Origin of the sequence: Streptomyces sp. N35 (assembly GCF_016464295.1) — a bacterium.
Classification (GTDB): Bacteria; Actinomycetota; Actinomycetes; order Streptomycetales; family Streptomycetaceae; genus Streptomyces.
In genome coordinates this window covers 31673-50510 of the sequence record NZ_JAEIMH010000004.1, presented here as the reverse complement: position 1 = coordinate 50510, position 18838 = coordinate 31673, and the positions used below count along the sequence as shown (strand labels likewise).

The 18838-nt window shown below is 70.5% G+C and carries 16 protein-coding genes and 1 pseudogene; 8 read left to right on the top strand and 9 right to left on the bottom strand.

Annotation, left to right across the window (positions count from 1 at the left end; genetic code table 11):
- Both JAO81_RS03000 and JAO81_RS02995 read left to right on the top strand, forming a co-directional pair.
- The coding region (locus JAO81_RS03000) for a hypothetical protein (protein WP_199546145.1) at positions 1-1085 on the top strand (1085 nt) is incomplete at its 5' end.
- Between the two features lie 85 nt (positions 1086-1170).
- On the top strand, positions 1171-1596 hold the full coding sequence (locus JAO81_RS02995) for an OsmC family peroxiredoxin (protein WP_165332745.1): 426 nt from the start codon (positions 1171-1173) through the stop codon (positions 1594-1596).
- A gap of 78 nt (positions 1597-1674) precedes the next feature.
- Here JAO81_RS02995 and JAO81_RS02990 read toward each other — a convergent pair whose 3' ends face one another.
- Positions 1675-2112, bottom strand: coding sequence for a S1 RNA-binding domain-containing protein (locus JAO81_RS02990; protein WP_307813117.1), 438 nt, complete (start codon positions 2110-2112; stop codon positions 1675-1677).
- 94 nt (positions 2113-2206) lie between these two features.
- Positions 2207-2638: a VOC family protein gene (locus JAO81_RS02985; protein WP_199546144.1), complete on the bottom strand. Its 432-nt coding sequence runs from the start codon at positions 2636-2638 to the stop codon at positions 2207-2209.
- A 140-nt stretch (positions 2639-2778) separates the two neighbouring features.
- Here JAO81_RS02985 and dnaK point away from each other — a divergent pair, with 140 nt between their 5' ends.
- A complete protein-coding gene (gene dnaK / locus JAO81_RS02980; protein ID WP_199546143.1) occupies positions 2779-4671 on the top strand; it encodes a molecular chaperone DnaK in 1893 nt (630 codons plus the stop codon).
- Between the two features lie 45 nt (positions 4672-4716).
- Here the strand turns inward: dnaK and JAO81_RS02975 are convergent, their stop codons facing one another.
- Positions 4717-6186 (bottom strand): hypothetical protein, encoded by a 1470-nt coding sequence (locus tag JAO81_RS02975; RefSeq protein ID WP_199546142.1) that lies wholly within the window; start codon positions 6184-6186, stop codon positions 4717-4719.
- A gap of 99 nt (positions 6187-6285) precedes the next feature.
- Positions 6286-7275 (bottom strand): helix-turn-helix transcriptional regulator, encoded by a 990-nt coding sequence (locus JAO81_RS02970; protein WP_199546141.1) that lies wholly within the window; start codon positions 7273-7275, stop codon positions 6286-6288.
- A 97-nt stretch (positions 7276-7372) separates the two neighbouring features.
- On the opposite strand from JAO81_RS02970, the gene JAO81_RS02965 reads away from it, so the two are divergent.
- A complete protein-coding gene (locus JAO81_RS02965; RefSeq protein ID WP_199546140.1) occupies positions 7373-8662 on the top strand; it encodes an MFS transporter in 1290 nt (429 codons plus the stop codon).
- Positions 8663-8668: 6 nt separating this feature from the next.
- Here the strand turns inward: JAO81_RS02965 and narI are convergent, their stop codons facing one another.
- Genes narI through JAO81_RS02945 form a run of 4 tightly spaced genes read right to left on the bottom strand, consistent with a single transcriptional unit; the run spans position 8669 to position 15258 of the window.
- Positions 8669-9394, bottom strand: a complete 726-nt coding sequence (narI, locus tag JAO81_RS02960) for a respiratory nitrate reductase subunit gamma (protein ID WP_199546139.1) — start codon at positions 9392-9394, stop codon at positions 8669-8671.
- On the bottom strand, positions 9391-9960 hold the full coding sequence (narJ, locus tag JAO81_RS02955; protein ID WP_199546138.1) for a nitrate reductase molybdenum cofactor assembly chaperone: 570 nt from the start codon (positions 9958-9960) through the stop codon (positions 9391-9393). The genes narI and narJ overlap by 4 nt, the downstream gene beginning before the upstream one ends.
- Positions 9957-11573 carry a nitrate reductase subunit beta gene (gene narH, locus JAO81_RS02950; RefSeq protein WP_199546137.1) on the bottom strand — a complete coding sequence of 539 codons (1617 nt, stop codon included), beginning with the start codon at positions 11571-11573 and terminating at the stop codon, positions 9957-9959. The genes narJ and narH overlap by 4 nt, the downstream gene beginning before the upstream one ends.
- A 1-nt stretch (position 11574) precedes the next feature.
- A complete protein-coding gene (locus tag JAO81_RS02945) occupies positions 11575-15258 on the bottom strand; it encodes a nitrate reductase subunit alpha (protein ID WP_307813116.1) in 3684 nt (1227 codons plus the stop codon).
- Between the two features lie 193 nt (positions 15259-15451).
- Here JAO81_RS02945 and JAO81_RS02940 point away from each other — a divergent pair, with 193 nt between their 5' ends.
- From JAO81_RS02940 to JAO81_RS02925, 4 genes are all read left to right on the top strand, one after another.
- Positions 15452-15664, top strand: coding sequence for a hypothetical protein (locus JAO81_RS02940; protein ID WP_199546296.1), 213 nt, complete (start codon positions 15452-15454; stop codon positions 15662-15664).
- A 32-nt stretch (positions 15665-15696) separates the two neighbouring features.
- Positions 15697-16851, top strand: coding sequence for a sensor histidine kinase (locus JAO81_RS02935; RefSeq protein WP_199546135.1), 1155 nt, complete (start codon positions 15697-15699; stop codon positions 16849-16851).
- The gene (locus JAO81_RS02930) at positions 16839-17483 is read left to right on the top strand and encodes a response regulator transcription factor (protein ID WP_199546134.1); all 645 of its coding nucleotides are present in this window, start codon (positions 16839-16841) and stop codon (positions 17481-17483) included. Before JAO81_RS02935 ends, JAO81_RS02930 begins: the two co-directional genes overlap by 13 nt.
- 98 nt (positions 17484-17581) lie before the next feature.
- Positions 17582-18568: an aldo/keto reductase gene (locus JAO81_RS02925; protein WP_199546133.1), complete on the top strand. Its 987-nt coding sequence runs from the start codon at positions 17582-17584 to the stop codon at positions 18566-18568.
- A 3-nt stretch (positions 18569-18571) separates the two neighbouring features.
- Here JAO81_RS02925 and JAO81_RS02920 read toward each other — a convergent pair.
- Positions 18572-18838: pseudogene (locus JAO81_RS02920) on the bottom strand (ABC transporter permease); the annotation flags it as partial.

Below are 18838 nucleotides of genomic sequence, written 5' to 3'. Positions count from 1 at the left end.
CCCCCACCCCCCCCGCCGCCCCGCCCCCGCCCCCCCCCTCCTCCCCCGCCGGGGAGACGGCCGGGGCGGCCGAGATCTACATCAACCCGCTGGTGCGTCTCGGCGACGAGGAGTGGCGCTTCGTGCTCGCGCACGAGATGCTGCACGCCGCTCTGCGGCACGCCGACCGCTGCGGTGCCCGGGACCCGTATCTCTTCAACGTGGCCGCCGATTACGTCATCAACGCCTGGCTGCGCGAGATGGACGTCGGCGTGATGCCTCAAGGTGCCCTGTTCGACCCGGAGTTGAGCGGTCTGTCCACCGAGGAGGTCTACGACCGGATCGCCGGCGACCTGCGCCGGATCCGCCGGCTCGCCACACTGCGCGGCAAGGGGCTCGGTGACGTGCTGGGCGAGCCGATCAGCGGGCCCGCGGACCATGTCGACCTCGACGAGTACTACCGGCGCGGGCTCGCGCAGGGCTTCGATCTGCACCAGGCGCGGGGACGTGGCACGCTCCCCGCGGGCCTGGTCGAGGAGATCAGGGCGCTGTCCCAGCCTCCGCTCGCCTGGGACGCACAACTGGCCCAGTGGTTCGACGAGTTCGTGCCCCGGCCGGAGCCGGTCCGCAGCTATGCGCGGCCCGCGCGCCGCCAGGCCTCCACACCGGACATCCCGCGCGCGGGCCGGTACTTCCCGCCGGAGGAGATCAGGCGCTGCACCTTCGGGGTCGTCCTCGACACCTCCGCCTCGATGAGCCGCACCCTGCTCGGCAAGGGCCTCGGCGCCATCGCCTCGTTCGCGACGGCGCGCGATGTCCCGGCCGCGCGCGTCGTGTTCTGCGATGCGGCGCCGCACGACGCGGGCTATCTGCCGGTCACGGACATCGCCGAGAAAGTACGCGTACGGGGGCGCGGCGGCACCGCGCTGCAGCCCGGGATCGACCTGTTGCACCAGGCCGAGGACTTTCCGCCGGACGCACCGGTCCTCGTCATCACCGACGGCGGCTGCGACGTTCTGCGGATCCGGCGGGAGCACGCCTTCCTGCTGCGCGCAGGCGGATCGCTTCCGTTCACTGCGAAAGGTCCCGTTTTCCGGGTGACCTGATCGCGGGCGGGGTCGCGGATGTGGTCGGATGGGGGAGGACGTCACCCCAACCGTCCACCGACGTCCCGCAGAGGAAGGAATTGTCGTGGCCACCACGCGCAGCGCACACACCGTCTGGGAAGGCAGCCTCACGGAGGGCTCCGGAACGGTCACCTTCGACTCGTCCGGCATCGGCGAGCAGGCCGTGTCCTGGCCGTCCCGTGCCGAGGAGGCGAACGGCAAGACCAGCCCGGAGGAGCTGATCGCGGCCGCCCACTCCAGCTGCTTCTCGATGGCGCTCTCGCACGGTCTGACCGGTGCGGGCACCCCGCCCACCAAGCTCACGACCTCCGCCGATGTCACGTTCCAGCCGGGCACCGGGATCACCGGTATCCACCTCACCGTCGAGGGCGAGGTGCCCGGTCTCGACGACGCGGCGTTCCAGGCCGCAGCGGAGAACGCCAAGGCCAACTGCCCGGTCAGCCAGGCGCTCACCGGCACCACGATCACGCTGAGCGCCAAGCTCGCCTGATCTGCCGCCACGCCTGCGCCCTCGTTCCGGACCGGTGGTCCGGGGCGGGGGCGTCGTGCTGCGGCGACCGCCGTGCGGTCAGCGCCAGGCGAGCGCGATCCGCCGACGGTCACAGTCGATCTCGGTGATCACGACGGTCACGGGCAGACCTGGTACGAGGGCGTCCCACTCGGGTCCACCGGACAGATCCCGGTGCACCAGGCCCTCCAACGGGCCGCCGACCCGCACGAACACGCCGAACGGCACCACCTTCGTCACCGTGCCCGGCAGGACATCTCCCACGCGATGCTCGTTCGCGAACGCCCGCAGGGGGTCCGGCCGCGCGGCGCGCAGGGAGAGCCGGGCCTCGCCCAGGTGGGTGTCGAAGCCGAGGAACTGGCATGTGACACGCTGTCCCACTTCGACGATGTCGTGCGGCGATTCGAACCCCCACCAGGACAGTTCAGGGATCGTGATGAACCCGACACCCGGGTAGACGGGGTGTTCGGGGCCGTCGTCCAGGTCGACGAACACCACGAGTGCTCGACCTGCGTGACGACTCCCGACAGGATGTCGCCGACCGACACCGAGGTCAGGAAGGCGTACGCCGGCTGGTCCGGCTCACCCGAGCTCAAGCCCCGAACTCCGGCAACGTCAGCGTCCCGTCCTCGTTCAACGTGAAGCCGGGGTTGTGGGCCACCTCCCACACGTGGCCGTCCGGGTCGGTGAAGGCGCCGGAGTAGAAACCGACGACGTTCACCGTGGCCGGCTTCGTGACGCGGGCGCCCGCGCGCTCCGCCGCCGCGAGGAGTTCGTCGACCTCCTTGTCCGAGCGGACGTTGTGGGCGAGGACGATTCCGCCGAAGCCACCGGCCGCACCCGGTGCGACCCCCGAGTCCGCCGCCAGCTTCTCGCGGCCCCACAGGACGAGGCCCAGACCGCCCGCCTGATAGAAGACCGTCTCCTCGACCTCCTGCCCCTGCCAGCCCAACGCCTCGTAGAAGCGTTTGGCCCGGGTCAGATCGGTAACTCCGAGAGTGATCAGGGTGATGCGCTGCTCCATGCCCCGACGGTACAACCGCAGGAGTCGAGGGCAACCGGACGCGACGAGTGCCACCGGACCGACCGTCCGGGGCATTGACAAGAGCCCGCTCAAGTTTTGTGCTGGAGATCCGGGAGTGGGGCTGTCGGAAGGGGACTGACATGGCACGCGCGGTCGGCATCGATCTCGGTACGACGAACTCTGTGGTCGCGGTCCTCGAAGGCGGCGACCCCACCGTGGTCGCCAACGCCGAAGGAGCGCGCACCACGCCGTCCGTCGTCGCCTTCGCCAAGAACGGCGAAGTCCTCGTCGGCGAGGTCGCCAAACGGCAGGCGGTGACGAACATCGAGCGCACCGCACGCTCCGTCAAGCGTCATATGGGAGACACCGGTTGGCGCTTCCCCGACGAAGGCACCATCGACGGCAGCCGGCTGCGCGCCCAGGAGCTGTCCGCGCGCGTGCTGCAGAAGCTCAAGCGGGACACCGAGTCGTATCTGGGTGAGACGGTCACGGACGCCGTGATCACCGTGCCCGCGTACTTCGACGACACCCAGCGCCAGGCCACCAAGGAGGCCGGTGAGATCGCGGGCCTCAAGGTGCTGCGGATCATCAACGAGCCGACGGCCGCGGCGCTCGCGTACGGTCTCGACCGAGGCGACGAGCAGACGGTGCTTGTCTTCGACCTGGGCGGCGGCACCTTCGATGTGTCGCTGCTCGAGATCGGCGACGGGGTCATCGAGGTCAAGGCCACCAACGGGGACACGAAGCTCGGCGGCGACGACTGGGACCAGCGGGTCGTCGAGTATCTGGTCAAGCAGTTCAAGAACGGGCACGGGGTCGATCTCGCCAAGGACAAGATGGCCGTGCAGCGGCTGCGCGAGGCCGCCGAGAAGGCGAAGATCGAGCTGTCCTCCGCCAACGAGACCACGGTCAACCTGCCCTACATCACGGCCAGTTCGGCCGGTCCGCTGCATCTGGAGGAGAAGCTCACCCGCGCCCAGTTCCAGGAGCTCACCAAGGACCTCCTGGACCGCTGCAAGGAGCCCTTCCACCAGGCGGTCAAGGACGCGAACATCCAGCTCTCCGCCGTGGACCACGTCATTCTCGTCGGCGGCTCGACCCGGATGCCCGCCGTCACCGACCTGGTCAAGCAGCTCACCGGCAAGGACCCGCACAAGGGCGTCAACCCGGACGAGGTCGTGGCCGTGGGTGCGGCTCTCCAGGCCGGCGTCATCCGCGGCGACGTGAAGGACGTGCTGCTCCTCGACGTCACCCCGCTCTCCCTCGGCATCGAGACCAAGGGCGGCATCATGACGAAACTGATCGAGCGCAACACGACCATCCCCACCCGCCGTTCGGAGGTCTTCACCACCGCGACCGACAACCAGCCCTCCGTCGGCATCCAGGTCTTCCAGGGGGAGCGGGAGATCGCCGCGTACAACAAGAAGCTCGGCGTCTTCGACCTCACCGGACTGCCGCCCGCACCCCGCGGCGTCCCGCAGATCGAGGTGACCTTCGACATCGACGCCAACGGGATCATGCACGTATCGGCGAAGGACCTCGCGACGGGCCGCGAGCAGAAGATGACCGTCACCGGCGGATCGGCGCTCCCGAAGGACGACATCGACCGGATGATGCGCGAGGCCGAGCAGTACGCGGACGAGGACCGCAAGCGCCGTGAGGCGGCGGAGACCCGCAACGGCGCCGAGCAACTCGCCTACCAGACCGAGCGGTTCCTCGCCGACAACGCCGAGCGGATCCCCGCCGACACCAAGACGGAAGTCGAGGAAGCCCTGACCGGGCTCAAGCGCGTGATCGGCCAGTCGGACGCCGACATCGACGAACTCCGCGGCGCCACCGAGAAGCTGGCCACGGTCAGCCAGCGGATGGGCCAGGCGATGTACGCCCAGGCCGCCCAGGGGCCGAGCGACCAGCCCCAGGACGCTCAGGCCGAGGACGCCCCGCCCGCGGACGACGTGGTCGACGCGGAGATCGTCGACGACGAACGCGACACTCCGCCCGGCGACCAGGACACCAAGGGGGGTGCGGCGTAGGGCTGACGGGTGTGGGCGCGACGGAGGGCGGGCGCCGCGGGACGGTCAACCGCGGATTCCCGCAGCCCACTTGCGCCGCTTGAACACGTACGGGCTGAACAGGTGCGCACAGCGCTCGTAGAGTGCCGCCACCTCGGCGTCCCCGCGGGGCAACCCGATCGGGGGCTCCCAGCGCTGCACGGACTGGCCTGCCCAGTGACGCAGCTTGGGATTCGGGTCGTCCAAGAGGGCTACGGCAGCGCGGAGTTGGGGCATTCCCCCCTGTCGGTCGAGCAGTCTGAAGGCGGCCACCCGGATGTGCCGGGGGCGATCCGAGGCGAGGCGGGCGAGCAGCCATGCGGAGGGGACCCCCCCCGGCGCCGCGGCGAGCGGGGCGGCGGCCTCGCGGGCAACGCCGGACGCCGGATCGTCCAGGAGCGGCAGGAGGCGGTCCGCGCTCGCGGAGTGCACCGCGTCGAGGGCGCGCAGCCCTGCCACCGCACTCGCCCTGATACGCGCGACCGGATGCCCGGTCAGCGCCCAGAGCACGTCGGCATCAATACGTGCGCCGCATTCGGCCAGACCGATCGGCGCCCCGGGCGGTATCTCGTCGGCGGCCGCGCACCAGGCGAGGTAGTGGGGGCGGGGTTCGACGCCCAGTTGCCGTGCGACATAGCGGGCGCAGGCGCGCACCATCGGCGCGCGGTCGGCGAGGAACGGCACGGCGCGTTCGGCCTGTCCGGATCGGCGCAGTGCGGTCACTCCGGCCGCTCGCACGCGCGGGTTGCGGGCTTCGAGCAGCGGATCGAGTGCCGCGTCGTACGTATCGGCGGGTACGGCCGCGAGCGCTGCGTCCGCGCACATGTGCTGTACGACGATGTCCCTGTCGCGCAGGGCGGCGCGGGCCAGTTCGGCAGGCGGGAGCCGCAGCTCGGTGATGGCGAAGCGGTACGCGAAGCGCCTCGTGTCACGGTCCGGGTGCGTGAGCAGCCGCTCAAGCCGGTCCTGTGGCGCCTCGCCCAGAGTGCGGCGCAGCAACTCCACCCCGAAGTCGGCACGTTCGCGCCCTGCGACCCGCAGGATCACGGGAGCAAGACCCGTGAGCTGCGCCCTGTCGAGCAGAGGGAGCGCGGTCCGCAGCACGGCCCGCGCCCGCTCACGAACCGGTGCGGCCCAGTCAGTGGCGCGTACGACGATCAGCGGCAGGAGCTGCGGGCACTCCGCGGCTGCCAGGACCGAGGCCTCCCGGACCCGTCCGTCCGGGTGGCACAGGGCCAGCGCGAGACGGGCGTCGACGAGTTCCCTGGGCCTCAGCCGCACGGTCGGCAGCGTCGCACCCGGCTCCCAGGAGAGGCGCTGCCCGGAGATCTCCGCCCGGGTGGGCAGCAAATGCCGTTGGGACCACCGGAGTTCACGTACGCCGACGTCGAGGGAGAGCCAGGCGGCCGGGTCCGTCGTGTCCAGCGCCTCGCCCAGGGGCATGCCTTGCGCGAGCCGTAGCGCCGCCGCCACCCCCTCGCTGCTGTCTGCACGCATCTGCGTCCCACCCCTCCCTGCCTCTGACCTGCGGCAAGGGTAGGCCGATGCCCCCGCGCGGGCATCCGGATTACGCCCCACCCTGCGCGGGCATCCGGATCACGCCCCGCCCCGGGAGGGCCGGCCCTCCGCCCCCGCGACCAGGTCCTCGGCGATCCGCGTGCGCGCGTAGAGCACCACGCGGCCCGCGCGGTGGGCGGAGACCAGGCCGGACGACCGTAGTGCGGACAGGTGTTGGGAGACTCCGCCCGGGGTGAGGCCCGTGCGCAGGGCCAGGTCGGTGGTGGAGGCGGGGGACGTCAGCTCCGTGAGGAGGCGGGCGCGGGACGCTCCGAGGACCTTGCCCAGCGCGGCCGACTCGGGATCGGGGCGCGGCGACCACAGCTCTCCGACGCCGCGCGGCGGATAACGCAGCGTCGGCTGGTCCACCAGGTCCGTCGTCCAGAACACCCGGGGCCAGACGAACGCCGAGGGCCCGAGCAGCAGCCCCCGTCCGTCGAGCCGCCGGACCCCGTGCAGGAATCGGTGTCGGACATGCAGGGTGCCCGCATCCCAGGACAGCTGGGGATCCAGGTCGTCGAAGAGGCGCCGTGTGCCGCCTTCGGCGAAGCGCCTGGCCCGGTACTGGATGTCGGCTTCCAGGAGGCCGAGGATGCGCGGCCAGTACGGCGCCATCGCCAGTTCCCAGTACGCGGAGATCAGGTCGGCCAGTCTGCCCAGGCCGCGCTCCGGGTCCGCGCGCAGCGCCCGCACACCGGGCTGCGCCTGCGAGGGCCCGGCGCGCAGCCGCTGCGGCGCAGTGGCGCGCAACGTGGCGAGTTCGACGTCGAGGGAGGGGCCGGGGGTGGTCGGCGGCGGGGTCAGGAAACCGGGGACCGAGCTGGTGCCCGGCGGCACGAGCGCCGCGAGCGGGGTCAGATCCAGGCGCGCGGCGGCGATCCTGGACCGCACCTGCGCGGTCCAGGTCCGGTGCAGATGCTGTTCGTCGGCGCCGAGCAGGATCCGTACGCCGGCGACGACCTCCCAGAGCGGGGAGATCGAGAAGCGGGTACGGGCCACGTCCTCGGCCGAGAACTCGATCTTCAGCATGCGCCCGCCCTCCGAGGGTCCACCGCCGACCCTGCTCAGATTCAGTCCAGGCTAAAACATTCGCGCAGGTCTGCGACGCCCGGGCACCGTGCTGGTCATGACCACCCTGTCCCCGTGGCGGATACGCGACTTCCGCACGCTGTTCTCCGCATCGGCGCTGAGCGTCCTCGGCATGAACGTCTCCTACGTCGCCGTCCCCCTGCTCGCCCTCCTGGCCCTGGACGCGAGCGCGGGCCAGGTCGGTCTCCTCGCCGCCCTCGGAACGCTGGCGTTCCTGGTGATCGGACTGCCCGCGGGAGCGTGGGTCGACCGCCTCGCGCACCGCAGGGTCCTGGTCGTCGCGGCCCTGTGCAGGGGCACCTTGCTGGTGTCCGTACCGCTGGCGTGGTGGCTCGATGTGCTCACGTTCGGGCAGCTGTGCGCGGTGGTCCTGCTCGACGGGGTCTGCACGGTCTTCTTCGACGTGACCGCGCAGAGCACCCTGCCCCGCCTCGTCGGACCCGACGCCCTGGTGCCGGCCAACGCGGCGCTCGTCAGCCTGCAGGCGGCCGGCAGCATCACGGGACGGGGCGCAGGCGGCGGCCTCGTACAGTTCCTCAGCGCTCCGGTGGCGCTGGCCTGCGCGGCCGTGGGCTACCTGATCGCGGGGTTGCGGCTGATGCGGCTCAAGAGCACGGACGACGGGCCCGTACGGAAGGCCGGACCCGAGCCCGCTACCAGTCTGCGCACCCAGATCGCCGAAGGTCTGCGGCATGTCCTGGGCGACGCCGAACTGCGCGCCCTGGCCCTCACCGGCACCCTCAGCAACCTCGGCGGCGTCATGATCAACACGATGCTGCCGGTGCTCTTCGCCCGCGAACTCCACCTGTCCGCCGGTCTGTTGGGCGTGTACTGGGCCATCGGCGGAGTCGGGATCTTCCTCGGCGCCTGGTGCGCCCGTCCGCTCGCCGCCAGGTTCGGCTTCGGCCGCTGCCTCGCCCTGGTGAACCTGTGCGTGGCACCGGTGGGGCTCCTCGTGCCGCTCATCGACCGCGGCCCGTGGCTGTGGGTGGCCTCGGGCGCGTGGCTCCTGTTCACCCTCACGACCGGCCTGGGCAACGTACTCGGAGTCAGCCTGCGCCAGCGCCTGACCCCCGCGCCGCTGCTCGGCCGGATGAACGCCACCTTCCGCTTCATGCTGATGGGGGCGATGGCCGTCGCGGGGGCCCTGTCGGGCCTCATCGGCGAGTACGTCTCGCTGCGCGCGGCCCTGTGGTCCGGTGCCGTCTGCCTCTGGCTGAGCGGACTGCCCCTGATCCTGTCCCCGGTCAGGCACCGCCGCGCACTCCCGGGCGAGACCAGGACCGTACGGGGATCTCTCAACGAGTCGGCGCAGACGCCCCGTTGACGGGCGCTAGGACTTCGTCCGCTCCCACCCCGGCCGCTCCTTGCGCGATCCCAGCTGCGTCTCGTCCCGGCTGCGGTAGACCACGTACGGGCGGAAGAGGTACTGCACGGGCGCGCTGAACATGTGCACCAGGCGCGTGAAGGGGATCAGGGCGAAGAGCAGCAGGCCGATGACGGCGTGGATCTGGTACGTGAGCGGGACACCCACCATCTTGTCGATGTCGGGCTGCAGCGTGAACAGGGAGCGGGCCCACGGCGCGATCGTCAGACGGTAGTCGTAGCCGTGCGAGGGCGAGGAGTTGGTGAGCTTGGCCCACATGCCCATCACGATCGCGGCGAGCAGCACCAGGTACATGACCTTGTCGTTGGCCGTGGTCGCCTTGAAGACGGGGGTGTTCGTACGGCGCCGGTAGAGCAGCAGCACGATGCCGAGGACCGCGAGTACACCCGCGGCCGTACCGCCGTACAGCGACAGCTGGTGGTACAGGTGCTCGTCCATGCCGACCTTGTCGGTCCAGGACTCGGGGATGAACAGGCCCATCAGATGTCCGACGAGCACGAAGAGCAGCCCGTAGTGGAACATCGGCGAGGCGATGTTGAGCAGCTTCGACTCGTAGACCTGCGAGGAGCGGGTGGTCCAGCCGAACTTGTCGTACTTGAACCGCCAGAACGTGCCCGCGATCAGGAGCGCGACGGCGACGTACGGCAGGACCCCCCAAAGGAGCGTGTTCATGAGGGCTCTCCCACGAGCGTGAAGGGTTCGAGGCCGACGGTTTCCATCGGCGGACCGCACTTGGCCATCGCCAGCGCGGCCGCCTTGTCCTTGGGGGACGGGCCGGGCAGTGTGCGGCAGACGGCATCGAGCACGCTCGCGTAGGGCGTGCCGTGATCGGTGAGGGCCAGGCGCAGCAGCTCCAGGCCCGGGCGGAATTCGAGGAGCAGCCGCGTGTCGACCTTCGCCGAGAACTCCAGGACCGCCGGCAGGAAGTCCGGCAGCTCCTCGTCGGAGAACTCCAGACCGTGCTCGCGGTAGACCTGTTTGAAGCCGACCAGGGTCATGCCGCGCCGCCGGGTGTCACCGTCGCGCCACCAGCTCAGATAGAGGCTGTGCGGGTTCTTGAACTCGAAGCCCTTGACGTAGGGCGCGGCGAGTTCGGTGGGGTCCGTCTCGTCGGGGAAGTCGAGGAAGCCCCGCAGCTGCGGGGCGGCCTGCCGCAGCAGCGGCAGACGCGCGCGGAACTCGTCGTCGGGATACGAGAGGCAGAGCGAAGCCGCCTGGTAGAGGACCGCGTTCTTCACTGCTGCTCCCTGACGTCGGCCGGTTCTTCGTCGGAGGTCTGGCGCTTGCGGGCCGCGTGGAAGTTCTCGATCGAGACCAGCGGCAGCTGCTTCTTGCCCGAGCCGGAGTCCTGTCCGAACGGCCCGTCTCCGCCCATGCCCGGACCACCCTCGTGGTCCAGCGAACAGGTGTCGGGAACCGCCGACTCCTCGAGCGCCTTCGCGTCACCGACGGCCGCGGTCGGGATCACATAGCGGTCCTCGTACTTGGCGATCGCGAGCAGCCGGTACATCTCCTCGATCTCCTGCGCGCTCATGCCCACCGAATCGGCGATCGCATGGTCGGGCACATCGCCGAGGTTGATGGCCCGCATGTGCGAGCGCATCGCCGCCAGCTTGTTCAGGGAGGACCGGACGGGGGCGACATCGCCGGCCGTGAAGATCTCCGCGAGGTATTCGAGCGGGATACGGAGGGTGTCGATCGCGCCGAACAGGTTGCCCGCGTCCTCACCGTCGTGGCCCGTCTCGGTGAGGGCGTCGACGACGGGGGAGAGCGGCGGGATGTACCAGACCATCGGCATGGTCCGGTACTCCGGGTGCAGCGGGAGAGCCACCTTGTACTTGCTGATCAGCGCGCGTACGGGGGAGCGCCGGGCCGCTTCCATCCAGTCGTACGGGATGTCCGCGGCCTCCGCGGCCCGCTGGACCTCGGGGTCGTCGGGATCGAGGAAGACGCCCAACTGGGCCTCGTACAGCGCCTTGTCGTCCTTCGTGGAGGCGGCCTCGGTCACCTTGTCGGCGTCGTACAGGATCACGCCGAGATAGCGGAGCCGGCCGACGCAGGTCTCGGAGCAGACCGTGGGCAGACCGACCTCGACGCGCGGGTAGCACATCGTGCACTTCTCGGCCTTGCCGGTGGAGTGGTTGAAGTAGACCTTCTTGTACGGGCAGCCCGTCACGCACTGCCGCCAGCCGCGGCAGCGGTCCTGGTCGACGAGCACGATGCCGTCCTCGTTGCGCTTGTACATCGCGCCCGAGGGGCAGGAGGCCACGCACGCCGGGTTGAGGCAGTGCTCGCAGATCCGCGGCAGATAGAACATGAAGGTCTGCTCGAACGCGAACTTGACCTTCTCCGCGGCCTGTTCACGGACCTTCTCGACCATCGGGTCCTGCGGACCGTGCTCGACCGCACCCGCCAGGTTGTCGTCCCAGTTCGAGGACCACTCGATCTTCATCGGCTTGCCGGTGATCAGCGAACGCGGCTCCGCCACCGGGAAGTCGTCGCCGAGCGGGGCGTCGGTGAGGTTCTTGTAGTCGTACGTCCAGGGCTCGTAGTAGTCCTTGATCTCCGGCAGCTTGGGGTTGGAGAAGATGTGGGAGAGCTTCTTGAACCGGCCGCCGTTCTTGAGCTTGAGGGCGCCGCGCTTGTTGAGGACCCAGCCGCCCTGCCACTTCTCCTGGTCCTCGTAACGCCGGGGGTAGCCCTGACCGGGCCGGGTCTCGACGTTGTTGAACCAGACGTACTCCATGCCGGTGCGGTTGGTCCACGCCTGCTTGCAGGTCACCGAGCAGGTGTGGCACCCGATGCACTTGTCGAGGTTCATCACCATCGCCACTTGAGCCATGACGCGCATGTCAGTACTCCACATCCTGCGAGCGGCGACGGATGACCGTCACCTCGTCGCGCTGGTTGCCCGTGGGGCCCAGGTAGTTGAAGGCCCAGGAGAGCTGCGCGTAGCCGCCGATGAGATGGCTGGGCTTCATCAGGACCCGGGTGAGCGAGTTGTGGATGCCGCCGCGCTTGCCGGTGGTCTCCGTCTTCGGGACGCCCACCGTGCGTTCCTGCGCATGGTGCATGTAGACCGTGCCCTGCGGCATGCGGTGCGAGACGATCGCGCGCGCCACGACCACACCGTTGCGGTTGACCGCCTCGATCCAGTCGTTGTCCTTCACGCCGATCGCGTCCGCGTCCTGCGGCGACATCCAGATGTTCTGGCCGCCGCGCGAGAGCGAGAGCATGAACAGGTTGTCCTGGTACTCGGAGTGGATGGACCACTTGTTGTGCGGGGTGAGGTACCGGACGGTGACTTCCTTGGTGCCGTCCACGCCGAGCCTTGGTTCGCCGAACAGACGGTGCATGTCCAGCGGCGGCTTGTAGACGATCAGCGCCTCGCCGAGTTCGTGCATCCAGTCGTGGTCGAGGAAGAAGTGCTGACGACCGGTGAGCGTATGCCAGGGCTTCAGGTGCTCGGTGTTGAGCGTGAAGGCGGTGTAGCGCCGGCCGCCGGACTCGCTGCCCGACCACTCGGGCGAGGTGATGACGGGGATGGGCGCGGCCTGCGTATCGGCGTACGTGATGCGCTTGCCCTCGTGCTCGGCGGCGAGGTGTGCCATCTCCTGGCCCGTGCGCTTCTCCAGGGTGTGGAAGCCCTGCGTGGCGAGGCGTCCGTTGGTCGTGCCGGACAGCGCGAGGATCGTGTTCGCCGCCTTGATCGCGGTGTCGAGCAGCGGCCGCCCGTCCGCGGGACCGCCGCGTACCGTGCCGTTGCGCTGCTTGAGCTCCTCGACCTCCTCGTCGGGGTGGAGAGCGATGCCCTTCGCGGGCAGGCCCAGCTTCTCCACCAGCGGACCGAGCGCGGCGAACTTCTCGCCGATGGCGGTGTAGTCCCGCTCGACCACCGTCAGGTTCGGCATGGTCTTGCCGGGCACGGGCTCGCATTCGCCGCGCTTCCAGTCGAGCACCACACCGCCGGGCTGGGCGATCTCGCCGGGGGTGTCGTGCTGCAGCGCGGTCGCCACCAGGTCCTTGCGGGTGCCGAGGTGGGGGCGGGCCAGCTCGCTGAACTTACGGGCCAGTCCGAGGAAGGTGTCGAAGTCGGTGCGGGCCTGCCACGGCGGGTTCACCGCGGGGGTGAACGAGTGCACGTACGGGTGCATGTCCGTGGTCGACAGGTCGTGCTTCTCGTACCAAGTGGCGGCCGGGAGTACGACATCGCTCAGGAGCGTCGAGGAGGTCTGCCGGAAGTCCAGGGAAAGCAACAGGTCGAGCTTTCCTTCCGGTGCCTCCTCGTGCCACTTCACATCCCGCGGCCGTACGTCAGGACCGGCCTCGTCGGCCCGCAGCGAGGAGTGGGTGCCGAGCAGGTGCTTGGTGAAGTACTCGGCGCCCTTCGCGGACGAACCCAGGAGGTTGGCGCGCCACAGCGTGACCACCCGCGGCCAGTTCTCCTCCGCGTCGGGGTCCTCGCAGGCGAACTTCAGCGTCCCGGCCTTGAGTTCCGCGACGGTGTCGGCCACCGGGTCCTCGGACTCGGCGAGGTCGAGCGGGTTCCGGTTGAAGGTCGGATACGAGGGCATCCAGCCCGAACGCGCCGACAGGGCAAGGCAGTCCGCGCCCGTCATCCCCTCGAAGCGGCCCTCACCGAGCGGCGAGGCGAGGACGTCGGCCTGGAACTTGTCGTAACGCCACTGGTCGGTGTTGAGGAACCAGTACGCGGCGCCGATCATCTGCCGCGGCGGCCGAGACCAGTCACCGGCTCCGGCCAGCGTCGCCCAGCCGGTCACCGGACGGCACTTCTCCTGGCCGACGTAGTGCGCCCAGCCGCCGCCGTTGCGGCCCTGGCAGCCGGTGAGCTGCAGCAGGGCGAGGAAGGAGCGGTAGATCTGCTCGGAGTGGAACCAGTGGTTCGTACCGGCGCCCATCAGGATCATGCAGCGGCCGCGGGACTTCTCGGCGGTCTGCGCGAACTCCCGGGCGATCTTGACGGCCTGCGCGGCGGGTACGGAGGTGTGCGCCTCCTGCCAGGCCGGGGTGCCGGGGGTCTCCGCGTCGTCGTACGAGGCGGGCCACTGGCCGGGCAGGCCCTCGCGGGCGACTCCGTACTGCGCGAGCTGCAGGTCGAAGACCGTGGTGACGAGCGGACCGTCCTGGCCGCCGAGGCGCGTGGCCGGGACACCGCGCGAAAGGATCTCGCCGCGGCCCTGGCCGTGTTCACCGCCCTCGGTGTCGAAGCGGGGGAGCAGTACCTCGACGCCGGTCGCGAACTCCGTGCCGTGCAGGGAGAGTTGCGGGGTGATCGAGCCGAGCTGAAGGTTCCACTTGCCCATGCCGGACTCGGTCCAGCGAAAGCCCAGCGAGCCGTTGGGCACGGCCGGCCGGCCGGTGTTCTCGTCGAGGACGACGGTCTTCCACTCGGCGGCCTCGCTGTCCTGCCCGATATCGCTCGCGCGCAGGAACTTCGACGGCACGTACGCGCCGTCCTTCTCGACGAGCGTCACCAGGAACGGCAGGTCGGTGTACTTGCGTACGTAGTCGTCGAAGAAGTCGGTCTTCTTGTCGACGAAGAACTCCTTGAGGATGACGTGCCCCATGGAGATCGCGAGCGCCGCGTCCGTGCCGGGGTGCGGGTGCAGCCACTCGTCGGCGAACTTCGCGTTGTCCGCGTAGTCCGGCGCGACCACGACCACCTTCTGGCCGCGATAACGGGCCTCGGCCATCCAGTGCGCGTCCGGGGTGCGGGTCACAGGGACGTTGGAGCCCCACATCATCAGATACGCGGCGTCCCACCAGTCGCCGGACTCCGGCACGTCCGTCTGGTCGCCGAAGACCTGCGGCGAGGCGACGGGGAGGTCCGCGTACCAGTCGTAGAAGGAGAGCATCGGGGCGCCGATGAGGGACATGAACCGGGCGCCCGCCGCGTGCGAGACCATCGACATCGCAGGGATCGGCGAGAAGCCGGCGACCCGGTCCGGGCCGTGCTGCTTGATGGTGTGGACGTGCGCGGCCGCGACGATCTCAAGGGACTCGTCCCACGTGGCGCGCACCAACCCGCCCTTGCCGCGGGCCTGTTGGTACCTCCTGCGCCGCTCCGGGTCGCCCTGGATGTCCGCCCAGGCCTGCACCGGGTCACCGAGACGGGCCTTCGCCTCGCGGTACATCTCCAGGAGAACACCGCGGATGTACGGGTAGCGGACGCGCGTCGGCGAGTACGTGTACCAGGAGAACGCGGCGCCGCGGGGGCAGCCGCGCGGCTCGTACTCGGGACGGTCGGGGCCCACCGACGGATAGTCCGTCTGCTGGGTCTCCCACGTGATGATGCCGTCCTTGACGTACACCTTCCAGCGACAGGAACCGGTGCAGTTCACGCCGTGCGTGGAGTTCACGACCTTGTCGTGGCTCCAGCGGTCCCGGTAGAAGGTGTCGGCCTGCCGTCCGCCCTTGAGCTGCACGCTGTGCATATCGGGGGCGGCCTCGCCGCGCCGGAAGAACTTCCCGGCGCGCAACAGCGCGGCGCCCGGCTCGGTCACTTGGTCGGTCACCGCTCGGCTCCCTCGGTCGGCGCGTGCGGACACGTATGAGGCGACGGTAGGTCCGCTGGTCGGGCCCCACATGTTGGCGAGGGCCGTCCGGGGCGGGCGGCCACCGGGAGTGACCGGCCGGCGGTGGTGTAGCCCGCTCCACCCCGTATCGGCCAGTGGGCACCCTCGTAGCGGCCTAAGGGCGCTTGCCAGGATGGATCACGTCAAGCACCGCCCGCCCACCACCTCGGAGTCCGTCATGAAGCCCCTGCTGTGGCTGCTGCTCGTCGTCGCCCTCATCGTCAACGTCTCCACCAGCTTCCTGTGGGACGGCCTCACACAGGTCGCCGTGTCCATACCGACCGGCGTGCTCTTCCTCGGCTCCGCCGTCGGCCTGTGGCTGCTGCGCGACAAGCAGCAGGCGTGACGGCCCGCCCCGGCGCTTAACCTGTGATCACCATGGACGCCGCGATACACAGAGCCTGGCTCGCCACCCGGCACCTGCTGATCGGTGCCGCGGTGAGCCTCGCCTGCTATCTGATGCTCGGTCTGCTGCTGCTCGGGCTCGCGGCGACCCTGCTGATCGTCGGCGCGGGCATCCTGCCCGAGACCGTGCAGACCGTAAGGCGCTTCGCGTCCTTCGAGCGCCGCCGGGTCGGGGCGCGCACCGGCGAGGGTGTGCCGCAGGCGTATCTGCCGCTGACCGGCCCGCTCGCCGAGCGGCTCCGGCACGCGACCACCGATCCCGCCACCTACCGCGACCTGCGCTGGGTCCTCGCGCAACTGGTCTACGGCCTGGTGCTCTGCTATCTCTCCCTGATCCTGTGGGTGCCCGCGATCATCGTCGACGGCATCTGGTGCGGCGTGCTCGGACGGCGGCCCGTGGTGCTGCCCGTCTTCGACGTCCTCGCCGATCTGTCCTGCTCCTGGTCGCGCGGACTGCTCCAGCCGCCACCCGGCGCCGACCTCGCCCAGCGCGTGGAGCAGCTCACCGAGACCCGCGCCGGAGCGGTCGCCGCGCACGGCGCCGAGCTGCGCCGGATCGAACGCGATCTGCACGACGGCGCCCAGGCCCGGCTCGTCTCCCTGTCCATGAGGATCGGTCTGGCCAAGCGCGCGTACGACCGCGATCCCGAAGCCGCCCGCAAGCTCCTCGACGACGCCCAGGACCAGGCCGAACAAGCCCTCGCGGAACTGCGTCATGTCGTACGGGGCATCCACCCGCCCGTGCTCACGGACCGCGGCCTCGACGGGGCGGTCCGTGCGCTCGCGGCCTCCAGCGGGCTGACCGTGGAGGTGGCGGCCGACGGGGTGGCCGACGGTCCTCGCGCGCCGGCCGCCGTCGAGGCCGCCGCGTACTTCGTGGTCGCGGAGGCGCTCACCAACGCGGCCAAGCACAGCGGCGCCACCCGCGCCGAGGTCGCGCTGACCCGCACCCCGGGGATGCTGCGGGTGCGCGTACGCGACCACGGCCGCGGGGGAGCGGACGAGTCCGCCGGCAGCGGACTGATCGGGGTACGGCGCCGTGTCGCCGCGCTGGATGGCACCGTGTCCCTGACGAGCCCCGCCGGAGGGCCGACCGAGATCGAAGTGGGGCTGCCGTGCGCGTGGTGATCGCCGAGGACAATGCCTTGTTGCGCGAGGGGCTCGTGCTGCTCCTGCGGTCGGCCGGGCACGAGGTGGCGGGCGTCGCGCCGACCGGACCCGAGGTCCTGCCCCTGCTGCTCCAACACCGCCCGGACGCGGCGGTGTTGGACGTACGGATGCCGCCCGGCTTCCGGGACGAAGGGCTGCGGGCCGCGCTGGCCGCCCGTGAGTCGCTGCCGGACCTGCCGGTCCTGGTCCTGTCCCAGTACGTCGAGGAGACCTACGCCGCCGAGCTGCTCGGCGGCGGCGCGCGCGGGGTCGGGTATCTCCTGAAGGACCGGGTCGGCCGGGTCGACGAATTCCTCGACGCGCTGGAGCGGGTGGCGTCCGGCGGCACGGCGCTCGACCCCGAGGTCGTGACGGAGCTCCTCTCGCGCCGCCGCCAGGGCTCCCCGCTGGAGTCGCTCACGGCGCGGGAGCGCGAGGTGCTGCAGCTGATGGCCGAGGGTCACGACAACGCGACGATCGCCAAGTCCCTGGTGATCACGGAGCGTTCGGTCCACAAGCACATCGGCAACGTCTTCACGAAGCTGGAACTCCCGCCTGCGGAGGGCGGGCACCGGCGGGTGCGGGCGGTCCTGGCGTATCTGAACGGGTAGGGCATCGCGCGCGGACAGGGCTTGCCTTCGCGTGCACTTCAACAGGCAGAGTCCTTCTCAACGCCCCGCAGTCCGCGGGCACGTCGAGGAGGACCTCCATGCGTTACCGCACCCTTGGCACCAACCCCGCCACGCGCCGCAAGGTCAGCGTGCTCAGCCTCGGGGCCATGCTGTTCGGCACCCGTACCGACGAGGACACCGCCTTCGCGATCCTCGACCGCTTCGTCGAGGCGGGCGGCACCTTCATCGACACGTCCAACAACTACGCGTTCTGGAACACGGGCAGCCAGGGCGGCGAGAGCGAGACCATCATCGGCAACTGGCGCCGCAGCCGCGGCATCGGCGACGAGATCGTCATCGCCACCAAGCTCGGCGCCCGCCCCCTCGCGCCCGGCACCAGCTACACCGACAACGCCGAGGGCCTGAGCGCCAAGGTGATCCGCGAGTCCGCGGAGGCCAGCCGGGAGCGTCTCGGCGTCGAGAAGCTCGATCTCCTGTACGCGCACATCGAGGACCCGGACACCGGCCTCACCGAGACCGTGGAGGGCTTCGCCGCGCTCGTCGAGGAGGGCACCGTGGGCCTCCTCGGCGTCAGCAACCACTGGGCCTGGAAGGTCGAGCGCGCCCGCGCCGTCGCGGCCGCCGCGGGGCTGCCCGGCTACGAGGTGCTGCAGTACCACCACACGTATCTGCGCCGCCGCACCGACATCCCCGGCCAGCTGTCGCGGGACGGCGACATCGGTGTGTTCTCGGGGGAGCTGCAGAACTACGTGCGCAACAACCCCGCACTCACCCTGGTCGCGTACAGCCCGCTGCTCACCGGCGCCTACACCCGTACCGACAAGCCCATCGACTATCCCCTTGAGCACGCCGGCACCCCCGCGCGCCGGGCCGTGCTCGACGAGGTGGTGAAGGAGACCGGGGCGACGGCGAACCAGGTGGTCCTGTCCTGGCTGATCGACAGCGACATCCCGACCATTCCGCTCGCGGGGGCGTCCTCGCTCGCCCAGCTGGAAGAGAACCTGGCGGCCGCCGATCTGGTGCTCACCGAGGACCAGCGGGCCAGGCTCGACGCCGTCCACTGAGTCTCACCGCGAGGCCGCGCGGGCCGGCAACAGCGTGCCCGCGAAGGCCGTCGCCGTCACCACGGCGGCAATCAACGCGGTCTGGTCGAGGGGGAGATACGGCAGCGCCCGGGCCGTGGCGAAGCTGAACGCGAGCAGCGGCACCGCGGCCACCGCCGTCCCCACGGCCAGCCCGGTCAGTGCCACGACGGCCGCCTCGGCGCGCAGCATCCCGCGCACCTGGGACCGGCCGGGGGCGCCCCCGCGCCGCGGCCCGGCGCGCCGGCCGGG

Bases quoted from the DNA above. Each gene is read 5' to 3' on its own strand.
- dnaK (WP_199546143.1), top strand. From the start codon at position 2,779: ATGGCACGCGCGGTCGGCATCGATCTCGGTACGACGAACTCTGTGGTC.
- JAO81_RS02975 (WP_199546142.1), bottom strand. From the start codon at position 6,186: ATGCGTGCAGACAGCAGCGAGGGGGTGGCGGCGGCGCTACGGCTCGCG.
- JAO81_RS02940 (WP_199546296.1), top strand. From the start codon at position 15,452: ATGGATCACGTCAAGCACCGCCCGCCCACCACCTCGGAGTCCGTCATG.
- narH (WP_199546137.1), bottom strand. From the start codon at position 11,573: ATGCGCGTCATGGCTCAAGTGGCGATGGTGATGAACCTCGACAAGTGC.
- JAO81_RS02935 (WP_199546135.1), top strand. From the start codon at position 15,697: ATGGACGCCGCGATACACAGAGCCTGGCTCGCCACCCGGCACCTGCTG.
- JAO81_RS02965 (WP_199546140.1), top strand. From the start codon at position 7,373: ATGACCACCCTGTCCCCGTGGCGGATACGCGACTTCCGCACGCTGTTC.
- JAO81_RS02970 (WP_199546141.1), bottom strand. From the start codon at position 7,275: ATGCTGAAGATCGAGTTCTCGGCCGAGGACGTGGCCCGTACCCGCTTC.
- JAO81_RS02925 (WP_199546133.1), top strand. From the start codon at position 17,582: ATGCGTTACCGCACCCTTGGCACCAACCCCGCCACGCGCCGCAAGGTC.
- JAO81_RS02985 (WP_199546144.1), bottom strand. From the start codon at position 2,638: ATGGAGCAGCGCATCACCCTGATCACTCTCGGAGTTACCGATCTGACC.
- narI (WP_199546139.1), bottom strand. From the start codon at position 9,394: ATGAACACGCTCCTTTGGGGGGTCCTGCCGTACGTCGCCGTCGCGCTC.